This window comes from Psychrobacter sp. GTC18467 (assembly GCF_055397455.1).
The window spans coordinates 2,542,392-2,562,707 of record NZ_AP038920.1 but is presented as its reverse complement, the minus strand read 5'-3'; the positions used below and the strand labels follow the sequence as shown (position 1 = coordinate 2,562,707).

Here is a 20,316-nt window from a genome sequence, read left to right as displayed (position 1 = left end):
CGAAAGCGCTAAGCATATTATGCACAGCAGGAATGCTTAACGTCATAACCTTACCTGCACAAGCTGCCATGGCAAATGATAAAGCCAAAGCCGCGCTTGCTGCAAAGCAAAGCCTTGTTGGTAATGATGCTTACGATAAACTCGTTAACCTCACTGCCAAGTACCAGTTGCAGCAAGAAAGCTATCAACAGCACCGTCAAAAAACGCTTGCAGGAAGAAGCATCTACAAAAAAATGATGGATGGCATCACAAACATTTTTACCGAAAATAGCGAAGTCATTGAAACGATTGATCCTGAAACCTTAAAAAACACAACATCGCAATTGCTAAGTTTACAAGAGCAGCTAAATGACGAGCAGCAAAACCTCATGGCTCAGCTCTCTGCTCAAACCAAACACATGCAACAAGGTGGCTTTACCAAACAAGACTTTGTAAATCATCGCGACCTCATTATTGAAATGAACGCGCGTCACCAAACCTTAAATAACTTATTCGCTCAATTGCGCCGCAGCACCACAGAAAGCCAAAATGCAGAAGCCATGGCCGCCATTAACGCCCAACTGCAAGAATGGCAGCCCAAAAAGCAGCAAACGGACGTAGAAAACCTGCCTTGGGGTACGCCAGACAGTAAAGTACGCAAGCCTATCGTTACTGAATCAGATGCCGCTGTACTGCAAAAAGCCAACTATAATGCCAATCAACAGCCCTTTTCGGCCGTGCATCAATGGCGCGATACCGAATACCGCGTCGGGCAGATGCTACTGAATCAAACGGCTATTCATACCAACTTTAACAAAGTTACAGGGTTTTCAGGGCAAACAGACGCCGGCAACTGGGCAGTTCTCAATGCTCTGCCGGCTCAAGTACAACCTGCTGACTTGACTGAAACCCCTGACATTCAAATCACCCAAGCCATTAAAAACAAAGCCAGTGAATTGAATCACAACCCTGCTGAAATTTATAAATGGGTACATGACACCATTCAATATATTCCAACTTATGGCAGCATCCAAGGCAGCGACTATACTCTGCAAACCGAACGTGGTAACGCCTTTGATACCGCAAGTCTACTCATTGCGTTACTGCGAGCCTCAGGAATACCAGCCCGATACGTTTACGGCACCGTTGACATCCCAGCCAAACAAGCGATGGACTGGGTCGGCGGCGTCAATAACATAAGTGCAGCGCAAAACCTGCTTGGTCAAGGCGGCGTCCCAAACGTTGCGCTGACCAACGGCAGCGTTGCCACTCATCTGCGGATGGAACACGTTTGGGTCGAAGCCAATATTAATGCGATAAGTCGCGGCGCAGCTAACAACGCCAACCAAACCCAGTGGATACCACTTGATGCCAGTTATAAATCATACATTCGCACTGAAGGCATTGATTTAACAAAAGCCGTACCCTTTGATGCCGAAGCTCTGATTGAAAAGGCTAAAAGCGGTGCTGATATTGATGAAGCGGCAGGCAGCGTTCGTAATCTTAACCAAGGCGCCGTCAATCAAGCCATTGAAGACTATCAAGCGCAAGTTGAACAGTATATTAAGCAAAACCATAGCGACGCGACTGTGGGCGACGTGCTAGGCACCAGCACCATCAAGCCTTACAACAGCGCGATGCTAAGCCCCATACTGCCGTATCAAGTCAAAACAGTCGTTTCAGACTATCAAGAACTGCCCGACAGCATGCGCCATTACTTCACGATGGTGCTGTATGAAAACCTTGCCGGTTATGGCGGCTATGCAGAACTCAGCTCACCTGCCTTAACTGTAAAAATTGCAACCACAAAATTGCAAGGTAAACCCTTAGCGTTGTCTTTTAAGCCTGCAAGTCAAGCCGATGAAGACCGGCTACTGAGCTATTTACCAAAAGATGCCAATGGCACACTGCCAAGCAGATTACCGACCAGCATCAACATGACCCCTGAAATTACTTTAGGTCATGACATCATCGCTACTGGCAGCAATTATAAGCTTGGTGACAGCATCAGCGGAAAAATAGACATCACAAGCCCTGGCAGAAGCTCGAACGGCGGCACGAATAAAGAAATCATCGCCGGCGAATACCACGCCATTGGCTATGACTTACAAGGGCTGAGCCAAGCGCAACTAGAAATCACCAAAAATACTCTTGAGACCACCAAAGCCAAGCTCGAACAATTTGAGCAGTCTCAAAACCAAGCTGCACTAGACGGTCTCACCAAGCACGACCTTACAGGTGCTATCCTGCAAGCAGGGGTTCAAAGCTATTATGCCGTTAATGACACCCAAGACCTCATCGCCCAAAAGCAAGCAGGCATCGTTCAGTACCCTTATCTGACCTATGGCACATTCTCAACCAACCTCACCCCTGAATATCGCTTTGGCTTGCCCTTTGCGGTAAAGATGGGCGGGGTGGTCATGGATATTGATAAAATTGCCCATACCACAGTTGAGATAAACAACGACAAAGACAAGCTCAGCGCTTATAACCTCTCAAGAGGACCGAGCTATAGTCTGAATGAAAACTTAATTCCTGAGCAGCTATTTGACGACCCTGACACCCCTGAGAAAGAAGCCGATGGCATCAGTGCAGTCAAAGCCTTAACTCTAGCTGCCCAGCAAGGTCAGACCATCTATACCATTACCAAAGCCAATTACGCTGAAGTACTGCCCAAGCTCAATCACAGCGATGTAGTGATGACGGATATCCGTAATGGGGTTAATGCGGGTAGGACGGTCACGGTTCATGACACTCAGATGAGCTTTAATGGTTGGAAAGGTACGGGCTACACCATTTTAGACCCTGTTTCAGGTGCTGGGGCGTATATGATTGGCGGTGGATTGGATGGGGGTTGGATTAATATCAATGCCGCACTTAGCTATTTAATGATGGTTTTTGATAACTTTCGAGGCTACGTTGAAACTCTAGCTAAAATAGTAAGAGATACCGATACTGTTAATTTCTTAAAACGCCTAGGTAATAAGTTCGGTGTAATCCGAGCCATATTAACTCTCACAAGCCTTCCTGCTGACTGTGTTAATCCGCTTACTGTAAGTATATTGGTATCACTTTTTATAATAGCCCAAGTATTATTAGAAACTTCAGCAACTTTAATCGGACTCACGGGTTGGGGACTATTGATAGTCTTTGCTATGGCATTAGTCTCAGATATATTATTTACTATGGGTATAAACTCAATAATTAATATAGGTTGTAGCGCTAGAAGAGAAAGTAAATGAAATATATGTCATTTTGCGTAACTACTATATTACTATTTATAGTATCTATAGAATATGGTATTCTTATAGCTAATTATATTTTAATATTTTTCTTACTATTTTTAACAACAAAAGAGTATTTTGGAATTTTTTTTGTAAAGATTATTTGGTATCCAAAAAAAACGTCAAAACTAAGTTTTTCTCTATATACTGACCACTTAGCGTTATTGACAGCGACAACTGAGACCACTTTACCTAAATTTAATTTTTATTACACAGTAGATAATAAAGAATATAAAGGATCTTTTACTTATGACGTAAGGTTCTTTAATGCTGAAAAAGATACAATAGCTTTTTGTGAGGAAGTAAAACAAATAGATTTTTTCTACAACCCTAATAATCCTAAAAGGTATTTTGTAATTAAGCCTAAAAATAAGGTTATGGTCAGGGAAAAGTATTATTTATTATTTTTACTTGTAATGGCTATTGTTTCTTTAATTTATAATGTAGGTAAACTGTATTAAGTATATAGGCGCTATCCTGCAAGCAGGCATCGTTCAGTATCCTTATCTAACCTATGGCACATTCTCAACCAACCTCACCCCTGAATATCGCTTTGGTCTGCCCTTTGCGGTAAAGATGGGCGGGATGGTCATGGACATTGATAAAATTGCCCATACCACAGTTGAGATAAACAACGACAAAGATAAGCCCAAGGCTTATAACCTTTCAAGAGGACCGAGCTATAGCCTGAATGAAAACTTAGTTCCTGAGCAGCTATTTGACGACCCTGACACCCCCGAGAAAGAAGCCGATGGCATCAGTGCAGTCAAAGCCTTAACTCTAGCCGCCCAGCAAGGTCAGACCATCTATACCATTACCAAAGCCAATTACGCTGAAGTACTGCCCAAGCTCAATCACAGCGATGTGGTGATGACGGATATCCGTAATGGGGTTAATGCAGGTAGGACAGTCACGGTTCATGACACTCAGATTAGCTTTAATGGTTGGAAAGGTACGGGCTACACCATTTTAGACCCTATTTCAGGCGCTGGGGCGTATATGATTGGCGGGGGATTGGATGGGGGGTTTACTGACTATGTGTTTGGCATAACTGATTTTTTCGGTTTTTTGTTGCTATCACTAACATCTCTTGTTGACGCTACTATAGATATGCATACAAAATTTCCATTAAGATATCAATTCTATACAGGGGCAATAGGCCTGCTCTTTACAGTTATCACTACTGTGTATAGTGTTTTCTCAGATTGCAGCCTTCAAAATGGTATTACTATACTAATCCCGTTATTATCTATCATAGCGATATTCGCTGTACTTGCAATTGTTACAGGTGGGGCTTTCGCTGCGATTATGATTGCTACAATGGGTAGTATTCTTACAAACATGATGACTAATAGATTAAAGAGTATAGCATGCTAAAATGTCCTCAATGTTTAACTCCATTGCCTAGCAAATTCTTAATAGTATTTAATATTAAGAATCTTGGTTCTTCATCATTGCTTCCTTGTGTAAAGTGTGGATATGAACTTGTTGATTCCTTTAAGTATCAAATATGGATGTTTAAAGGTTTTACCACGGGGATAGTTTTAGGTGCGATAGGAGTAAGTATATTAAATAATGTTCTTGTATTTATTCCTGTTGCTATAATAGTTTACTTATTGCTTTATTTTAGCTTACCTTTAAAAAATGAAATTATAAAATCTAAACTATAACCTGAATGAAAACTTAATTCCTGAGCAGCTATTTGACGACCCTGACACTCCTGAGAAAGAAGCCGATGGCATCAGTGCAGTCAAAGCCTTAGCTCTAGCTGCCCAGCAAGGTCAGACTATCTATACCATTACCAAAGCCAATTACGCTGAAGTACTGCCCAAGCTCAATCACAGCGATGTGGTGATGACGGATATCCGTAATGGGGTTAATGCAGGTAGGACGGTCACGGTTCATGACACTCAGATTAGCTTTAATGGTTGGAAAGGTACGGGCTACACCATTTTAGACCCTGTTTCAGGTGCTGGGGCGTATATGATTGGCGGGGGATTGGATAGGGGTTGGACTAAATTAAACAATGCACTTGGTGTATTGATGCAATTTTATGCTTATGTTGGGGAAGGTATAATAGACCTCTTGCAAAAGTTAAAGCGCATTCTCAAAGTTGACAATGCCTGTGAATAACTTCATCCGAAGATCATAGCGTCGTCTTCGGTTGCGATAGCGTTCAGCGACCATCTTGAATAACTTAACCAATCCTATTTTGTGCTCAACTAAAATACGACACTTAGCAAGGTACTGATTGGCGTGTTTGGCCTCACTAATCAAACTGCCCCCTTTAGGCTTTTTGAACGGGGTGAACGTATTGTCATGCAATTTAGCAAGACCTTGATAACCGCCATCTGCCATGATATATGCCGTATCCGGCAGCCAATCTGGTCGAGTGTCTTTGTAGAGCTTGAAGTCGTGAACTGAGCCTTTGCAGGTTTGAACGTCTAATATCGTCCCCGTTTGCCAATGAATGATGAGCTGTGCCTTTAGGGTGTGTCGTTTCTTTTTGCCGCTGTAGTATTGTTTTTGGTTTTTTTTGGACGCTCAATCGGGGTTTCTGTGGCATCGACAATGACCGCTGACCAGTTAATGTCATCGTCTGTTCTGCTTGGCAGTTTTTTCGGTAAGTCAAATTGACCTGACGTGATAAGAATATCTTCAACTTTACGAACGATGCGACATGCTGAAGATTCGTGAACCCCAAAGTCCATGCCAATATGATAAAGTGTTCGATACTCCCGCCAGTAGGTTAGCGCCAGTAAAATTTGTTCTTCCAGACTGAGCTCACTTGGTCTGCCAGATTTTGTCTTCTGAGTCTCATGCGCCTGCATGGCTTTAAGCATGTGCTCAAAGGTCGCTTTTTCTATACCGGTGTAGCGTTTGAAGTTAGCATTGCTTTGGCTAAGGAGTTTGGCGGTATCGGGCATAATATGGTCATTCTTTGTGAGTCAGTTACGGATATCCTAGCAAGTTGGGATACTTTTGCAAGAGGTCTAATAGCGTTATTAACAGTCGCTCAGTACACAGATGAGTTTAAAAAAGTTATTACTTTTTTTGCAAAAAAATTTGGTAGGTTTTTAGTTTTAGCTCGTGTTGTTCAGACTATAGGAGCTATACCTCCTGACTGTTTAAATGCTGCTATGGCAGTATTTTGGACTGTATTTTTAAATATTATACTAATAGCTTTTTTTGCTGGGCTAGGTCTATTCTTGGGGCCTATTGTATTGTTTCTCGCGGCTATTGTGGCTGACATGTTTTTTACGTATTTAAATAATCGAGCAATTGAGACATCTTGCGCATAAAAATAGGAAATTAATTTTGGAGTTAATAGTCTTATATATATTATCTGCTGTTTTCTTTATTTTAGCACTTAAGAATAAGATTGCAAAATTCATACTTGATAGGTTTTGGGATAAAATGATTATTCATGAGTTGGATAGAAAGATAATTTATAAAGAAAGACTCGTAGAGATAGCAGGAGTTATGAAATTGCATGAACCTTATATCTCTTTTATTTTTGATTATAAGGGTAAAGATATTTTTGGAGAGATCTTCTTTCGATGGGATAAGTATAATTTTAAAAATGAAAAAGCTATGCAAGAATTCTTAGATAACATAAAGTCAGTAACGGTATACGTTAATCCAAAAAACCCGAATCAGTTTATAGTCTATCGACCTGAACCTAGATTTCAGTATGCAATTATAGCCATTATGTTTATAATTTTTGCACAAATTTTTTCGCATTTTGCTATATAAAACCGCTATATTCTCAGCAGATTACCTTTATGAAAAAGCGTGTGTTACATAGTTACCAAAGCCAATTACGCTGAAGTACTGCCCAAGCTCAATCACAGCGATGTGGTGATGACGGATATCCGTAATGGGGTTAATGCAGGTAGGACGGTCACGGTTCATGACACTCAGATTAGCTTTAATGGTTGGAAAGGTACGGGCTACACCATTTTAGACCCTATTTCAGGCGCTGGGGCGTATATGATTGGCGGGGGATTGGATGGGGGTTGGGTTGAGTTTCTTAATAGTAATAGCACTCCATTAACCGCTTTTGTCTCCTTATTAGGATTGATGGCATCATTCCCAACATTAATGGGGATAGTTACGCCATTTTTTATATCTATTGTTATTCCTTTCCTAATCATAACTATTACAACATTTTTAATTATTGCTACATATATAGATATGCGTGATAAAGATTGTAAGGTATCTGATGATTTAGGAGTAGTAGCGGCAGGCGTTTTTTACTTACGAATGGGTTTTAGCGCTAGTGTATTTGTTCAGTTAGTTGCAAACTTTCTAGGAACCCTTACCTCATTATTCTTTGTACCAAATGCTTTTAGAGATTGTTAAATGAAAAATCTACTATTTATTTCGTTCGATAATATGCTGATATCCTTGTCATATCTATTCTTAGGTATTTATCTTTCTTATCGTAGTGCTATTTATTCGCAAAATAAGCTTAAATTTAAAAACATAAACAATAAAGCAATAATAATGGGTTCTTCAGTAGGAGGGTTAATAGCATGGTTGTTTACAATACTAACCTTAGAATATGGTCTTATTTATTTAGTAATTTGCATAGTTACTCCTATATTAGGGTTTAATAGACAAAAAAACAATTTTCCTCGAGAAGAATGACTTTTATATTTGAAATAATACAGTGACAGTTCATGACACTCAGATTAGCTTTAATGGTTGGAAAGGTACGGGCTACACCATTTTAGACCCTGTTTCAGGCGCTGGGGCGTATATGATTGGCGGGGGATTGGATAGGGGGTTTACTGACTATGTGTTTGGCATAACTGATTTTTTCGGTTTTTTGTTGCTATCACTAACATCTCTTGTTGACGCTACTATAGATATGCATACAAAATTTCCATTAAGATATCAATTCTATACAGGGGCAATAGGCCTGCTCTTTACAGTTATCACTACTGTGTATAGTGTTTTCTCAGATTGCAGCCTTCAAAATGGTATTACTATACTAATCCCGTTATTATCTATCATAGCGATATTCGCTGTACTTGCAATTGTTACAGGTGGGGCTTTCGCTGCGATTATGATTGCTACAATGGGTAGTATTCTTACAAACATGATGACTAATAGATTAAAGAGTATAGCATGCTAAAATGTCCTCAATGTTTAACTCCATTGCCTAGCAAATTCTTAATAGTATTTAATATTAAGAATCTTGGTTCTTCATCATTGCTTCCTTGTGTAAAGTGTGGATATGAACTTGTTGATTCCTTTAAGTATCAAATATGGATGTTTAAAGGTTTTACCACGGGGATAGTTTTAGGTGCGATAGGAGTAAGTATATTAAATAATGTTCTTGTATTTATTCCTGTTGCTATAATAGTTTACTTATTGCTTTATTTTAGCTTACCTTTAAAAAATGAAATTATAAAATCTAAACTATAACCTGAATGAAAACTTAATTCCTGAGCAGCTATTTGACGACCCTGACACCCCCGAGAAAGAAGCTGATGGCATCAGTGCAGTCAAAGCCTTAAATCTAGCCGCCCAGCAAGGTCAGACCATCTATACCATTACCCAAGCCAATTACGCTGAAGTACTGCCCAAGCTCAATCACAGCGATGTGGTGATGACGGATATCCGTAATGGGGTTAATGCAGGTAGGACGGTCACGGTTCATGACACTCAGATTAGCTTTAATGGTTGGAAAGGTACGGGCTACACCATTTTAGACCCTATTTCAGGCGCTGGGGCGTATATGATTGGCGGGGGATTGGATGGGGGCTGGACTAATATTAATGCCGCACTTAGCTATTTAATGATGGTTTTTGATAACTTTCGAACCTACGTTGAAACTCTAGCTAAAATAGTAAGAGATACTGATACTGTTAATTTTTTAAAACGTCTAGCTAATAAGTTCATCGTAATTCGATCACTATTGACTCTCACGAGTATCCCTTTTGACTGTACTGATTACTTTAAGGTATTGGCATCAGTGGCTTCTTTAATTGCGCTTCAAACGATAATAAACAGTTTACTGCTTTTTCTTCCATTCGTAGGTTGGGCACTTTTAATAGGATTTTCTATAGTATTAGTTATAGATATAGTATTTACCATTATTATAAATTCAGTAATTAGTGAAAAATGCACAGTAAGGAGAGAAAATAAGTGAAGTATATGTTATTTTGCATAACCACAATATCTCTTTTCTTATCAGCAATAAAATCTGAATTTCTTATATTTAATTACATATTGATATCTTTCTTAATATACCTCCTAATAAAGGAAAATATAGTTATTTTTACTATAAAGAGGTTTTGGTGTAAGAAAAAAACATCGAAATTAGGCTACTCTTTACATACTAAATACTTAGTTTTATTTTCATTCACAACTGGAACTGCTGTACCCAAATTTAATTTCTATTACACAGTAGATAATAAAGAATATGAAGGATTTTTTACTTATGACGTAAGGTTCTTTAATGCAGAAAAAGATACAATAGCTTTTTGTGAGGAAGTAAAACAAATAGATTTTTTCTACAACCCTAATAATCCTAAAAGGTATTTTGTAATTAAGCCTAAAAATAAGGTTATGGTCAGGGAAAAATACTATTTATTATTTTTACTTGTAATGGCTATTGTTTCTTTAATTTATAATGTAGGTAAACTGTATTAAGTATATAGGCGCTATCCTGCAAGCAGGCATCGTTCAGTACCCTTATCTAACCTATGGCACATTCTCAACCAACCTCACCCCTGAATATCGCTTTGGTCTGCCCTTTGCGGTAAAGATGGGTGGGGTGGTCATGGACATTGATAAAATTGCCCATACCACAGTTGAGATAAACAACGACAAAGATAAGCTCAGCGCTTATAACCTCTCAAGAGGACCGAGCTATAGTCTGAATGAAAACTTAGTTCCTGAGCAGCTATTTGACGACCCTGACACTCCTGAGAAAGAAGCTGATGGCATCAGTGCAGTCAAAGCCTTAACTCTAGCCGCCCAGCAAGGTCAGACCATCTATACCATTACCCAAGCCAATTACGCTGAAGTACTGCCCAAGCTCAATCACAGCGATGTGGTGATGACGGATATCCGTAATGGGGTTAATGCGGGTAGGACGGTCACGGTTCATGACACTCAGATGAGCTTTAATGGTTGGAAAGGTACGGGCTACACCATTTTAGACCCTGTTTCAGGTGCTGGGGCGTATATGATTGGCGGGGGATTGGATGGGGGGGGTTTTAAAATTCGTTGAGGATAATGCTTTTATAATTTCATTAGCATTATTGGGTTTATCATTTGTTCCATATGTTGGTCAAATTGCAAATATTCTAGGTTGGGCACTTGGAAACTATCTACTGTATTTGTCATTTCACAAATCATTAAATTTATCTTGTGTAAGAAACATACCTTCTGTTATTACCGTCTATGGCTTGATATTTGCGCTTAATACGGGATTATCTTTCTTGGGCGGTGGAGCTATAGGCGCTATAATAGCCTATTTTTTAGGTGATACACTTGCAAATTCTATAGCAGAAGCTGCAAATAATATTGGTTGCAGAGAAATGCCATGATTAAATTAAATTATTTATCATCTATATTTTTAGTATTGTCTTTAGCTATAGTATTTTATGCTGTCTACTTAAAATACAACAGTTTCCAAACAAATAAGATTAAGATTTTATATCTTCACTTTTCAAACTTAATAGTTTCCATATGTAGTGTTTTTTCTTTTTACATATTATCTGAGATGTTTGCTGTTTCGTTTAATATACCTAAAAATTACGAAATATTGCAAATTTTATTTTCAGCTATCGTTTCTACTATATTTGCTCCATTTCTTTGGAGCTTTAGAATGAAAAAATATTTAGAATAAATAAATGTAATATATAGCCAGTTCAATGAGAAAGAAGCCGATGGCATCAGTGCAGTCAAAGCCTTAAATCTAGCTGCCCAGCAAGGTCAGACCATCTATACCATTACCAAAGCCAATTACGCTGAAGTACTGCCGAAGCTCAATCACAGCGATGTGGTGATGACGGATATCCGTAATGGGGTTAATGCAGGTAGGACGGTCACGGTTCATGACACTCAGATGAGCTTTAATGGTTGGAAAGGTACGGGCTACACCATTTTAGACCCTGTTTCAGGCGCTGGGGCGTATATGATTGGCGGGGGATTGGATGGGGGAGCTACTGTAATTAAAGATAGTCGTGATATAGGATTTTCTTTTACTACTTTGATGCCGAACTTTGGATTTATTGATAATGAAACCGAAACATTAATTGGGTACATGGCAACAGTTGCTCATATTGTAAAGCTATCTATTATTCAAATAAACAAATTCTTTAGATGCAACAGAGAGCTGGTAATTAACATTGCAGTAGTTATTGGGATAGCAGTGATAATTGCTTTACTGCTGAGTACCGAAGCAGCTAGCTTGGGAGGAGCAACGCCTATAGTCGCACCCGCAATATTAGCGTTAATTGCGATACTACCTGCATCTGCTAACGCAAATACCTTGAATGCTAACAGTGACTGTAAATCTCAATGTTTATTCGCAAATGAGACTAATATAAGGGCAGTTTTAAGTCACACAACTGAACTAACTCTTCAGAGAAGTATATCCTTACCTGCTATCCAGAGATATGTTGAAAGATTCGAAAATGGTGAAAAGAATATTCCTCCGATAAAAGTTGATGGAAATATAATTGTTGATGGTAACCATAGATTTGTTACAGGAAAGCTTTGTAAGTCAGAAGTATCGAAAGTAGCTGGTAACGTTGCACCAAGTCAGATACCACTGGCGTATCCTATCAGGGATATTAAGATAGATATATTAGATTGGGGAAATATATGATTATTTTAAAATATATTGATAACAGTGATAACTGTACTGAGAAGACTTTGTATTTTGATACAGATGAAGGTTTGTATCTATCCGATATGGATTTACATAGAGTCAGTTTTGAAAATATGACAATAAGTAATAGCAATATAAGCAACTCTGAACTGAGAAACGCTATTTTTACTGACGCAACATTTACTAACTGTGACTTTTCGGGTTCAGGTTTTGTCAATATATATTCAGAGAATGCAACTTTTAATAATTGCGTTTTTGATAATGCAAGGTTTTATTCTGTCACTTTTGAGAATAGTATATGGGACAAATGCTCTTTTTTAAATGCCAAAATGCATCTCGCTACTATCAACGGTGATGATATGCAGATTGCCATCAACGATAATAAATAAATGTCTAATTGTAAGCCACACACAAAACCTGAACCATAACTTAACATGATTCAGGTTCATTTTTAATAGAAGTCGACAATAATAGAGAGTAGCCCAAGGCTTATAACCTTTCAAGAGGACCGAGCTATAGCCTGAATGAAAACTTAGTTCCTGAGCAGCTATTTGACGACCCTGACACCCCCGAGAAAGAAGCTGATGGCATCAGTGCAGTCAAAGCCTTAACTCTAGCCGCCCAGCAAGGTCAGACCATCTATACCATTACCAAAGCCAATTACGCTGAAGTACTGCCCAAGCTCAATCACAGCGATGTGGTGATGACGGATATCCGTAATGGGGTTAATGCAGGTAGGACAGTCACGGTTCATGACACTCAGATTAGCTTTAATGGTTGGAAAGGTACGGGCTACACCATTTTAGACCCTATTTCAGGCGCTGGGGCGTATATGATTGGCGGGGGATTGGATGGGGGATTTATTAACGGGGGAATTCTTGGAGTCCTTTTAGGTGTAATGGCTCTAAGTTTTGAAGTAGCACTGAATAGTAAAGGTGGTATACCTGCTAGAGTGTGGGTATTACTCGCTTCATTCGTATTAGGTTTTATGATAGGAACACTGATAATAGCTTACTGGCAAGAATGGGATAAAAAAGAATGGGATTGTTTTTTTTCAGGTGTCGCCCAAACTCTTACTGCAACATTGTTTTTCGGTAGGATTGCTGTAAAGAGCAGTAAAGTTTCTAATATAGTTACTGAGGTTCTTGCATTGATAGGGATGTATACAACTTGGGAGGGATCTCTTCCATCTGCTAATAGCTGTTTAGGTCCTTAAACTATGAGAATTCATATTCCATCTCAACTAGTCGCAATAGCAATAGCTACTGTTTCAGGTATCGCCACTAAATCGTTTCTAATATCAGTAGTTTCATTACAAGTGGAACTTATTTTAAATATAATTTTAAATATAATTTTAAATGAAAAAATAAGATCTGATATATCTTTTCTGATGCTTGGGGGGTCTATGCTATATATGTATAACTTCGACTTTTCATACTTTTTAAAAGGAAATAATTATTTAATATTGGTTTTTATTGTGATAGCTAATCTGGCTAACACTTGTGCTAAATATAAGTTTCTAAAGAATAATGACTGATAACTTTACAATTACGATGGGATTAGATACAGGCAAAACGGTCATCGCATATGATACGCAGATTAGCTTTAATGGTTTGATGTATGCTGACAAAACCGGACAGCAAAACTAGATAAGCTCGACTACCTAGTGAGAATTTGAATATCTGGCTGTGGGCTAATGATATCAATAAGCTTACTCCCTGAGATAGATTCAGTGTACTTAGTTGTGTACATGCAGTGAGCTTTTCATGGGCACATCAAATTACCCTTGATAATTGTGACCACTAGGACAGCTGCAATGACATTTTATTTAAAAAATAGTGACCAAGAGTATTTCAGCAAGTTTTGGGTGCAAGAAAGAAAATACCTGAGCGAAGTTGGTGGAAGGTTATTAACCGTAGATGAAGCAAATACTCACCCATTTAATGATCTATTAATTACAGGGACTAAAGGATTCCTAGGGATTGATGCTATGAAGCCTAGGCTAACTCATAGCTACCATTACTTTTGTATTCCCTATGAGCTAGGGGAAGAAATATAGCCAAATCACCCTAAAAATGTTATAAAATAAAACATCTTAACTAACACCTCAATGAATCATGACCTATTCCTTAGACTTTCGCAAACAAGTGCTTAAAAGCTTAGATAAAGGCATGACCTTTGCTGAAGCTGCCGTATTTTATGACATCAGCCCGACCACCATTCAAAAGTGGAAGAAGCGGCTTCACAGTAAAACCACTCGCAATGTCACCGCGCGAAAGATACCCGATGATGCGTTGCGTAAAGACGTTGAAGACTATCCCGACAGCTATCATTACGAACGTGCTGCCCGCTTGAACTGCAGTGCCTCAGGGATTTGTGAGGCATTAAAGCGCTTGGGAATCAGCAAAAAAAAAGACCTTAGAACACCCAAACGCTTGCCCGATGAAAAGAGCTGAGTTTGAAGCCAAGCTTCAGTGCTTCAAACAGCAAGGCTTTCCCATCGTTTATATGGACGAAAGTGGCTTTGAGCATGAAACGATAAGACCATATGGTTATGCACCGATAGGTAAGCCCTGTATCGACAGCGACAATTGGCAAGGCAAAAAACGTACCAACGTCATCGGAGCTTTATATCAAAAGGCCTTGTTTGCGCTAGAATTCATTGAAAAGAACGTCAATTGGCGGGTGATTTATGACTGGTGCAAGTACAAACTGATTCCAAGCCTTAAAACCAAATGTGTGATTGTTATGGATAACGCCTCCTTTCACAAAAACCGTCGCATTGCCAAACTGCTCAACCGTCATGGTCATCGTATCCTTTGGCTGCCGCCTTACAGTCCTGACTTAAATCTTATCGAAAACAAGTGGGCTCAAGTAAAATTCTTAAGACAAGGTTGGATAGAAAATGACTTATCAAAGCTGTTTTATGACATTCATCCAAACCATAACTCTTTTAAAGTGAACTGACTATAGAAGAAGGTCTAGTACCTGAAGCTATAATATCTCAATTAATTAACGATAACTTAAAAAGTGCAATTTTTATAGCATCAACCAATGCCAGCTTTGGTTGTTTTGGTGAGTGCTTTCACACCAACGAGGAAATGATTTGGAATTTTTCATCATCACACCTAAATACACCGTTTCTTATATTTGATAATGAAAAGAAAGTATTTGCGCTAATAGACTATGACTTACCCTTACAAATCATTGGCTATAAAACCCATGTTTTAGATAGCAAGGAATATATTAAACGTGAAGTGGGTCAAAATGGATGGGATACTGTATTTGAAAGGCATTCTCATTATACGAACATACCACACACTTTTAATGAGTATTTTAAGTTTCTATTGCCTGATAAAGTAGTCAAGTTTTTAGATTCTATATAGTTAATCCAAAATAAAAAAGATACAATTTTTAGAAACGCTCAACTGGTATAAATTTTTTTTGCTTACTGTTCGCAAGCTCACAGAGGCTACAAAAAATTCATCCCAGCATCGCTATATTACTTTTATATAATATTGACTATAGTGATACCTCTTCCAGTGAGCTGTACTCAAAAATAGAATTTTATGAACATCATCATAGTCAGATATAATCCCTAGAGTGAATCTTCAAAAAATTGTGCTCGGTGCGCTATACCGACTTCGAACTGTAATTGATGTATACTGACAAAACTGGATACCAAAAACTGGTAAACTAATAGCGCTCAAAATTTATTTAAGACTACAGTAGGAAGAAAAACTAATGGCAAATAGTCAAAAGCTAGTTATCTCCTCAAATCTAGACTTTACTAGCCTTCGTAAACTTATGGATGAACTAATTAAGCTCAAGGGAATCAATGATCTAAATTCTTTAGATGCAGATTATAGTTTTGATTGGCAAGAAGATGCTAATCAGATGATTAATGATATTAATAAATTTGTGGATAAAACTTTAGAAAACTTAGACTGTAAAGACTATACAAATGGTCTTTGTAATCTTACGTTTTTAAAAATCTCTTTACAATCTCTGAATAGTACGATTGATGGAATAACTAATGATATTATTTTATTAAATGACGATGATGAATCCTTTACATGGTCGGCAATACCGGAAGGTTATATACCCCCTCAGTAAGCTTATAATTCTATCGATGAGACTTTCTCGAACTTTGTGTAACTGCTTATAGCCACAAACTTGGTAAGTCAGCCTAGTTTGGAGGTATATCCAAGCAAGTTAGAAGACTTTTGCAAGAGGTCTATTTGTGATTTTTTAAACTTAATCTTTATCTTCGAAAAATATTATCCATCACACAAATAGTTCTTAAAATCATCAATTTTTTGAAGCATTGAATTATTAGAGCCTTTAAGCTTGATTTTTATCAGGTATCTACATGCTTATACTCCAATCACATAAACTCCTTTACAGTTTGGCATGTTCTGAGCCATGGATAAGAATGATTTTATATCTACAATAAATTTTAGAACTTTTTCCCTATAATTTGCATCTAAAATATTTTCGTTAAGCTCATTTCGCATTTCTTCAGTACTCCATGCTAATTTAATGACACCATTTTTAATGTCTTGTATATTGCTTTCTTTATCTAACAATTCACATTTTTTCCATATGAAATGGGTTTCTCTTAGCTCATGTAAATGTTCTTCAAAAGCACTCAGTTTGTTATTAACATGAAGGATATTTTCTAAATCATGAACATGAAAACCGTAGTGATAAAAAGATCTAGCTTCACTTGAATAGGTTAAGCTTGATGAGAAAACATACTCTATTATGGAAAAGGCAAATTCTGAGCAAATAATAGAAGATGAATAGTCTATTTTTGCCAAATAAATTTCTTTAGCATCATCAAACTTATATACTAGTTGAAAATTAAGACCACCTATAACTGAATTGCATCTTTTAATAGTAAAGTCTATCATGTTGAATACTCTTATTACTTAGTGCTTCCGAAAGATACTATTTTTTTCGTCAAGTGTTAAGTCTATATATCGTCATTTCAACTTAAAAGAGTTATGGTTTGAGTGAATATCATAAAACAGCTTAGATAAGTCATTTTCTATCCAACCTTGTCTTAAGAATTTTACTTGAGCCCACTTGTTTACGATAAGATTTAAGTCAGGACTGTAAGGCGGCAGCCAAAGAATACGATGACCATGACGGTTAAGCAGTTTGGCAATGCGACGGTTTTTGTGAAAGGAGGCGTTATCCATAACAATCACACATTTGGTTTTAAGGCTTGGAATCAGTTTGTTCTTGCACCAGTCATAAATCACCCGCCAATTGACGTTCTTTTCAATGAATTCTAGCGCAAACAAGGCCTTTTGATATAAAGCTCCGATGACGTTGGTACGTTTTTTGCCTTGCCAATTGTCGCTATCGATACAGGGCTTACCTATCGGTGCATAACCATATGGTCTTATCGTTTCATGCTCAAAGCCACTTTCGTCCATATAAATAATTGGAAAGCCTTGTTTTTTGAAGCACTGAAGCTTGGCTTCAAACTCAGCTCTTTTCATCGGGCAAGCGTTTGGGTGTTCTAAGGTCTTTTTTTTTGCTGATCCCCAAGCGCTTTAATGCCTCACAAATCCCTGAGGCACTGCAGTTCAAGCGGGCAGCACGTTCGTAATGATAGCTGTCGGGATAGTCCTCAACGTCTTTACGCAACGCATCATCGGGTATCTTTCGTGCGGTGACATTGCGAGTGGTTTTACTGTGAAGCCGCTTCTTCCACTTTTGAATGGTGGTCGGGCTGATGTCATAAAATACGGCAGCTTCAGCAAAGGTCATGCCTTTATCTAAGCTTTTAAGCACTTGTTTGCGAAAGTCTAAGGAATAGGTCATGATGAATTGAGGTGTTAGTTAAGATGTTTTATTTTATAACATTTTTAGGGTGATTTGGCTATATTAAAGGAGCGACTTTATAAGCAGCTGTACAAAAATGCTATACTGTCAATGACACCCAAGACCTCATCGCCCAAAAGCAAGCAGGCATCGTTCAGTATCCTTATCTGACCTATGGCACATTCTCAACCAACCTCACCCCTGAATATCGCTTTGGTCTGCCCTTTGCGGTAAAGATGGGTGGGGTGGTCATGGACATTGATAAAATTGCCCATGCCACAGTTGAGATAAACAACGATAAAGACAAGCTCAGCGCTTATAACCTCTCAAGAGGACCGAGCTATAGTCTGAATGAAAACTTAATTCCTGAGCAGCTATTTGACGACCCTGACACCCCTGAGAAAGAAGCCGATGGCATCAGTGCAGTCAAAGCCTTAACTCTGGCTGCCCAGCAAGGTCAGACCATCTATACCATTACCCAAGCCAATTACGCTGAAGTACTGCCGAAGCTCAATCACAGCGATGTGGTGATGACGGATATCCGTAATGGGGTTAATGCGGGTAGGACGGTCACGGTTCATGACACTCAGATTAGCTTTAATGGTTGGAAAGGTACGGGCTACACCATTTTAGACCCTGTTTCTGGCGCTGGGGCGTATATGATTGGCGGGGGATTGGATGGGGGTTGGATTAATATTAATGCTGCACTTAGCTATTTAATGATGGTTTTTGATAACTTTCGAGGCTACGTTGAAGCTCTAGCTAAAATAGTAAGAGATACCAATACTGTTAATTTCTTAAAACGTCTAGGTGATAAGTTCGGTATAATTCGGGCGTTACTAACTATTACGAGTGTTCCAGATGACTGTGCTAATAAGTTTGGGGTATTTGGGCTTATAACTTTTTTAATCATAACTCAAGCAATGTTAGATCGTATAGCAGTTTTAATCGGATTCACGGGTTGGGGACTATTGATAACCTTTGCCATGCTATTAATTACAGACATATTGTTTACTTACGCTCTAAACGCAGTTGTCAGTGAGGGTTGTAGAGCTAGAAGAGATAGCAAATGAAATATATATTATTTTGTATAATTTTTTCGCTATTAATTACATTATCAATAAAAGAGAGTATTCTTATAGCTAACTACATATTAATAGCATTTTTAGTATTACTATTAATAAAAGAGCGTATGATAATCTTAATTTTAAAAAACTATGGCATTATCAAGAGGTAACTAAAATAACATATTCTATATATACAGACCAATTAGCGCTTCTTACAGGTATAAATAAAGTTACCCTACCTAAATTTAATTTTTATTACACAGTAGATAATAAAGAATATGAAGGATTTTTTACTTATGACGTAAGGTTCTTTAATGCAGAAAAAGATACAATAGCTTTTTGTGAGGAAGTAAAACAAATAGATTTTTTCTACAACCCTAATAATCCTAAAAGGTATTTTGTAATTAAGCCTAAAAATAAGGTTATGGTCAGGGAAAAGTATTATTTATTATCTTTACTTGTAATGGCTATTGTTTCTTTAATTTATAATGTAGGTAAACTGTATTAAGTATATAGGCGCTATCCTGCAAGCAGGCATCGTTCAGTATCCTTACCTGACCTATGGCACATTCTCAACCAACCTCACCCCTGAATATCGCTTTGGTCTGCCCTTTGCGGTAAAGATGGGTGGGGTGGTCATGGACATTGATAAAATTGCCCATACCACAGTTGAGATAAACAACGACAAAGACAAGCTTAGCGCTTATAACCTCTCAAGAGGACCGAGCTATAGTCTGAATGAAAACTTAATTCCTGAGCAGCTATTTGACGACCCTGACACCCCTGAGAAAGAAGCCGATGGCATCAGTGCAGTCAAAGCCTTAACTCTAGCTGCCCAGCAAGGTCAGACCATCTATACCATTACCAAAGCCAATTACGCTGAAGTACTGCCAAAGCTCAATCACAGCGATGTAGTGATGACGGATATCCGTAATGGGGTTAATGCGGGTAGGACGGTCACGGTTCATGACACTCAGATGAGCTTTAATGGTTGGAAAGGTACGGGCTACACCATTTTAGACCCTGTTTCAGGCGCTGGGGCGTATATGATTGGCGGGGGATTGGATGGGGGTTGGGTTTCTTATTTTATGATAAAAAATTACAGCAGTGTTAGGCTGAATATGGAGCAAATCTGCGGCTGTCCGTGTCGTTACTTTAGCTGCGAAAAAAACTAAGAGCCTTCGTTGCACTTTTTTACTTAGTTTATAACGGGTTGTCTTCGTAATAGCAGTCTAGAATAATACTTATCTACTACCGTCCCTAATTTTTTGATAGAGAAGGACAGGGAGAA

26 protein-coding genes and 2 pseudogenes are annotated in these 20,316 nt (G+C 38.4%); 22 read left to right on the top strand and 6 right to left on the bottom strand.

Annotated features, from left to right (window positions below; translation table 11 throughout):
- The first annotated feature begins 32 nt into the window (after positions 1–32).
- The 5 genes from ACZ5XY_RS11330 (at position 33) to ACZ5XY_RS11310 (ending at position 5,396) form a co-directional block, all read left to right on the top strand.
- On the top strand, positions 33–3,221 hold the full coding sequence (locus ACZ5XY_RS11330; RefSeq protein ID WP_464741732.1) for a transglutaminase-like domain-containing protein: 3,189 nt from the start codon (positions 33–35) through the stop codon (positions 3,219–3,221).
- Positions 3,218–3,724, top strand: a complete 507-nt coding sequence (locus ACZ5XY_RS11325; RefSeq protein ID WP_464741730.1) for a hypothetical protein — start codon at positions 3,218–3,220, stop codon at positions 3,722–3,724. Before ACZ5XY_RS11330 ends, ACZ5XY_RS11325 begins: the two co-directional genes overlap by 4 nt.
- Before the next feature lie 124 nt (positions 3,725–3,848).
- Positions 3,849–4,640, top strand: a complete 792-nt coding sequence (locus ACZ5XY_RS11320) for a hypothetical protein (protein WP_464741728.1) — start codon at positions 3,849–3,851, stop codon at positions 4,638–4,640.
- On the top strand, positions 4,634–4,933 hold the full coding sequence (locus ACZ5XY_RS11315) for a hypothetical protein (RefSeq protein ID WP_464741716.1): 300 nt from the start codon (positions 4,634–4,636) through the stop codon (positions 4,931–4,933). The genes ACZ5XY_RS11320 and ACZ5XY_RS11315 overlap by 7 nt, the downstream gene beginning before the upstream one ends.
- Positions 4,934–5,117: 184 nt before the next feature.
- Positions 5,118–5,396, top strand: a complete 279-nt coding sequence (locus ACZ5XY_RS11310; protein ID WP_464741726.1) for a hypothetical protein — start codon at positions 5,118–5,120, stop codon at positions 5,394–5,396.
- Here the strand turns inward: ACZ5XY_RS11310 and ACZ5XY_RS11305 are convergent.
- Both ACZ5XY_RS11305 and ACZ5XY_RS11300 read right to left on the bottom strand, forming a co-directional pair.
- Positions 5,358–5,741 (bottom strand): annotated as a pseudogene (locus ACZ5XY_RS11305) (transposase family protein); the annotation flags it as partial. The gene ACZ5XY_RS11310 and the pseudogene ACZ5XY_RS11305 sit on opposite strands and share 39 nt — an antisense overlap.
- A gap of 8 nt (positions 5,742–5,749) precedes the next feature.
- Positions 5,750–6,190, bottom strand: coding sequence for a transposase family protein (locus ACZ5XY_RS11300; protein WP_464740915.1), 441 nt, complete (start codon positions 6,188–6,190; stop codon positions 5,750–5,752).
- 3 nt (positions 6,191–6,193) lie between these two features.
- On the opposite strand from ACZ5XY_RS11300, the gene ACZ5XY_RS11295 reads away from it, so the two are divergent.
- The 16 genes from ACZ5XY_RS11295 to ACZ5XY_RS11220 all read left to right on the top strand — a co-directional run bounded on the left by ACZ5XY_RS11295 (position 6,194) and on the right by ACZ5XY_RS11220 (position 16,236).
- Positions 6,194–6,565, top strand: coding sequence for a hypothetical protein (locus ACZ5XY_RS11295; protein WP_464741724.1), 372 nt, complete (start codon positions 6,194–6,196; stop codon positions 6,563–6,565).
- Positions 6,566–6,581: 16 nt separating this feature from the next.
- Positions 6,582–7,019, top strand: a complete 438-nt coding sequence (locus ACZ5XY_RS11290) for a hypothetical protein (RefSeq protein ID WP_464741722.1) — start codon at positions 6,582–6,584, stop codon at positions 7,017–7,019.
- Positions 7,020–7,127: 108 nt separating this feature from the next.
- The gene (locus ACZ5XY_RS11285; RefSeq protein WP_464741720.1) at positions 7,128–7,628 is read left to right on the top strand and encodes a hypothetical protein; all 501 of its coding nucleotides are present in this window, start codon (positions 7,128–7,130) and stop codon (positions 7,626–7,628) included.
- A 310-nt stretch (positions 7,629–7,938) separates the two neighbouring features.
- A complete protein-coding gene (locus ACZ5XY_RS11280) occupies positions 7,939–8,406 on the top strand; it encodes a hypothetical protein (RefSeq protein WP_464741718.1) in 468 nt (155 codons plus the stop codon).
- Positions 8,400–8,699 (top strand): hypothetical protein, encoded by a 300-nt coding sequence (locus ACZ5XY_RS11275; RefSeq protein ID WP_464741716.1) that lies wholly within the window; start codon positions 8,400–8,402, stop codon positions 8,697–8,699. Before ACZ5XY_RS11280 ends, ACZ5XY_RS11275 begins: the two co-directional genes overlap by 7 nt.
- Positions 8,700–8,883: 184 nt before the next feature.
- On the top strand, positions 8,884–9,426 hold the full coding sequence (locus ACZ5XY_RS11270) for a hypothetical protein (protein ID WP_464741714.1): 543 nt from the start codon (positions 8,884–8,886) through the stop codon (positions 9,424–9,426).
- Positions 9,423–9,929 carry a hypothetical protein gene (locus ACZ5XY_RS11265; protein WP_464741712.1) on the top strand — a complete coding sequence of 169 codons (507 nt, stop codon included), beginning with the start codon at positions 9,423–9,425 and terminating at the stop codon, positions 9,927–9,929. The genes ACZ5XY_RS11270 and ACZ5XY_RS11265 overlap by 4 nt, the downstream gene beginning before the upstream one ends.
- A gap of 130 nt (positions 9,930–10,059) precedes the next feature.
- Positions 10,060–10,512: a hypothetical protein gene (locus tag ACZ5XY_RS11260; protein WP_464741710.1), complete on the top strand. Its 453-nt coding sequence runs from the start codon at positions 10,060–10,062 to the stop codon at positions 10,510–10,512.
- A complete protein-coding gene (locus tag ACZ5XY_RS11255; protein WP_464741708.1) occupies positions 10,487–10,831 on the top strand; it encodes a hypothetical protein in 345 nt (114 codons plus the stop codon). The genes ACZ5XY_RS11260 and ACZ5XY_RS11255 overlap by 26 nt, the downstream gene beginning before the upstream one ends.
- 461 nt (positions 10,832–11,292) lie before the next feature.
- Complete coding sequence (locus ACZ5XY_RS11250) at positions 11,293–12,117, top strand: hypothetical protein (RefSeq protein WP_464741706.1); 825 nt, start codon at positions 11,293–11,295, stop codon at positions 12,115–12,117.
- A complete protein-coding gene (locus ACZ5XY_RS11245) occupies positions 12,114–12,509 on the top strand; it encodes a pentapeptide repeat-containing protein (protein WP_464741704.1) in 396 nt (131 codons plus the stop codon). Before ACZ5XY_RS11250 ends, ACZ5XY_RS11245 begins: the two co-directional genes overlap by 4 nt.
- Positions 12,510–12,823: 314 nt before the next feature.
- Entirely contained in the window at positions 12,824–13,336 is a 513-nt protein-coding gene (locus ACZ5XY_RS11240) for a hypothetical protein (protein WP_464741702.1), read from the top strand.
- A 600-nt stretch (positions 13,337–13,936) separates the two neighbouring features.
- The gene (locus ACZ5XY_RS11235; RefSeq protein ID WP_464741700.1) at positions 13,937–14,179 is read left to right on the top strand and encodes a hypothetical protein; all 243 of its coding nucleotides are present in this window, start codon (positions 13,937–13,939) and stop codon (positions 14,177–14,179) included.
- A 58-nt stretch (positions 14,180–14,237) separates the two neighbouring features.
- On the top strand, positions 14,238–14,576 hold the full coding sequence (locus ACZ5XY_RS11230) for an IS630 transposase-related protein (RefSeq protein ID WP_464741096.1): 339 nt from the start codon (positions 14,238–14,240) through the stop codon (positions 14,574–14,576).
- Positions 14,563–15,087 carry an IS630 family transposase gene (locus ACZ5XY_RS11225; protein WP_464741094.1) on the top strand — a complete coding sequence of 175 codons (525 nt, stop codon included), beginning with the start codon at positions 14,563–14,565 and terminating at the stop codon, positions 15,085–15,087. Before ACZ5XY_RS11230 ends, ACZ5XY_RS11225 begins: the two co-directional genes overlap by 14 nt.
- Before the next feature lie 777 nt (positions 15,088–15,864).
- Positions 15,865–16,236 (top strand): hypothetical protein, encoded by a 372-nt coding sequence (locus tag ACZ5XY_RS11220; protein WP_464741698.1) that lies wholly within the window; start codon positions 15,865–15,867, stop codon positions 16,234–16,236.
- Between the two features lie 260 nt (positions 16,237–16,496).
- On the opposite strand, the gene ACZ5XY_RS11215 is transcribed toward ACZ5XY_RS11220, so the two are convergent.
- From ACZ5XY_RS11215 to ACZ5XY_RS11205, 3 genes are all read right to left on the bottom strand, one after another.
- Positions 16,497–17,036 (bottom strand): hypothetical protein, encoded by a 540-nt coding sequence (locus tag ACZ5XY_RS11215; protein WP_464741696.1) that lies wholly within the window; start codon positions 17,034–17,036, stop codon positions 16,497–16,499.
- A 72-nt stretch (positions 17,037–17,108) separates the two neighbouring features.
- Positions 17,109–17,633 (bottom strand): IS630 family transposase, encoded by a 525-nt coding sequence (locus ACZ5XY_RS11210; RefSeq protein WP_464741694.1) that lies wholly within the window; start codon positions 17,631–17,633, stop codon positions 17,109–17,111.
- Positions 17,620–17,958 carry an IS630 transposase-related protein gene (locus ACZ5XY_RS11205; protein ID WP_464741096.1) on the bottom strand — a complete coding sequence of 113 codons (339 nt, stop codon included), beginning with the start codon at positions 17,956–17,958 and terminating at the stop codon, positions 17,620–17,622. The genes ACZ5XY_RS11210 and ACZ5XY_RS11205 overlap by 14 nt, the downstream gene beginning before the upstream one ends.
- A gap of 251 nt (positions 17,959–18,209) precedes the next feature.
- Here ACZ5XY_RS11205 and ACZ5XY_RS11200 point away from each other — a divergent pair, with 251 nt between their 5' ends.
- Positions 18,210–19,031 carry a hypothetical protein gene (locus ACZ5XY_RS11200; protein WP_464741692.1) on the top strand — a complete coding sequence of 274 codons (822 nt, stop codon included), beginning with the start codon at positions 18,210–18,212 and terminating at the stop codon, positions 19,029–19,031.
- Positions 19,032–20,104: 1,073 nt separating this feature from the next.
- Here ACZ5XY_RS11200 and ACZ5XY_RS11195 read toward each other — a convergent pair.
- Positions 20,105–20,251, bottom strand: a pseudogene (locus tag ACZ5XY_RS11195) (IS1595 family transposase); the annotation flags it as partial.
- Between the last annotated feature and the right edge of the window lie 65 nt (positions 20,252–20,316).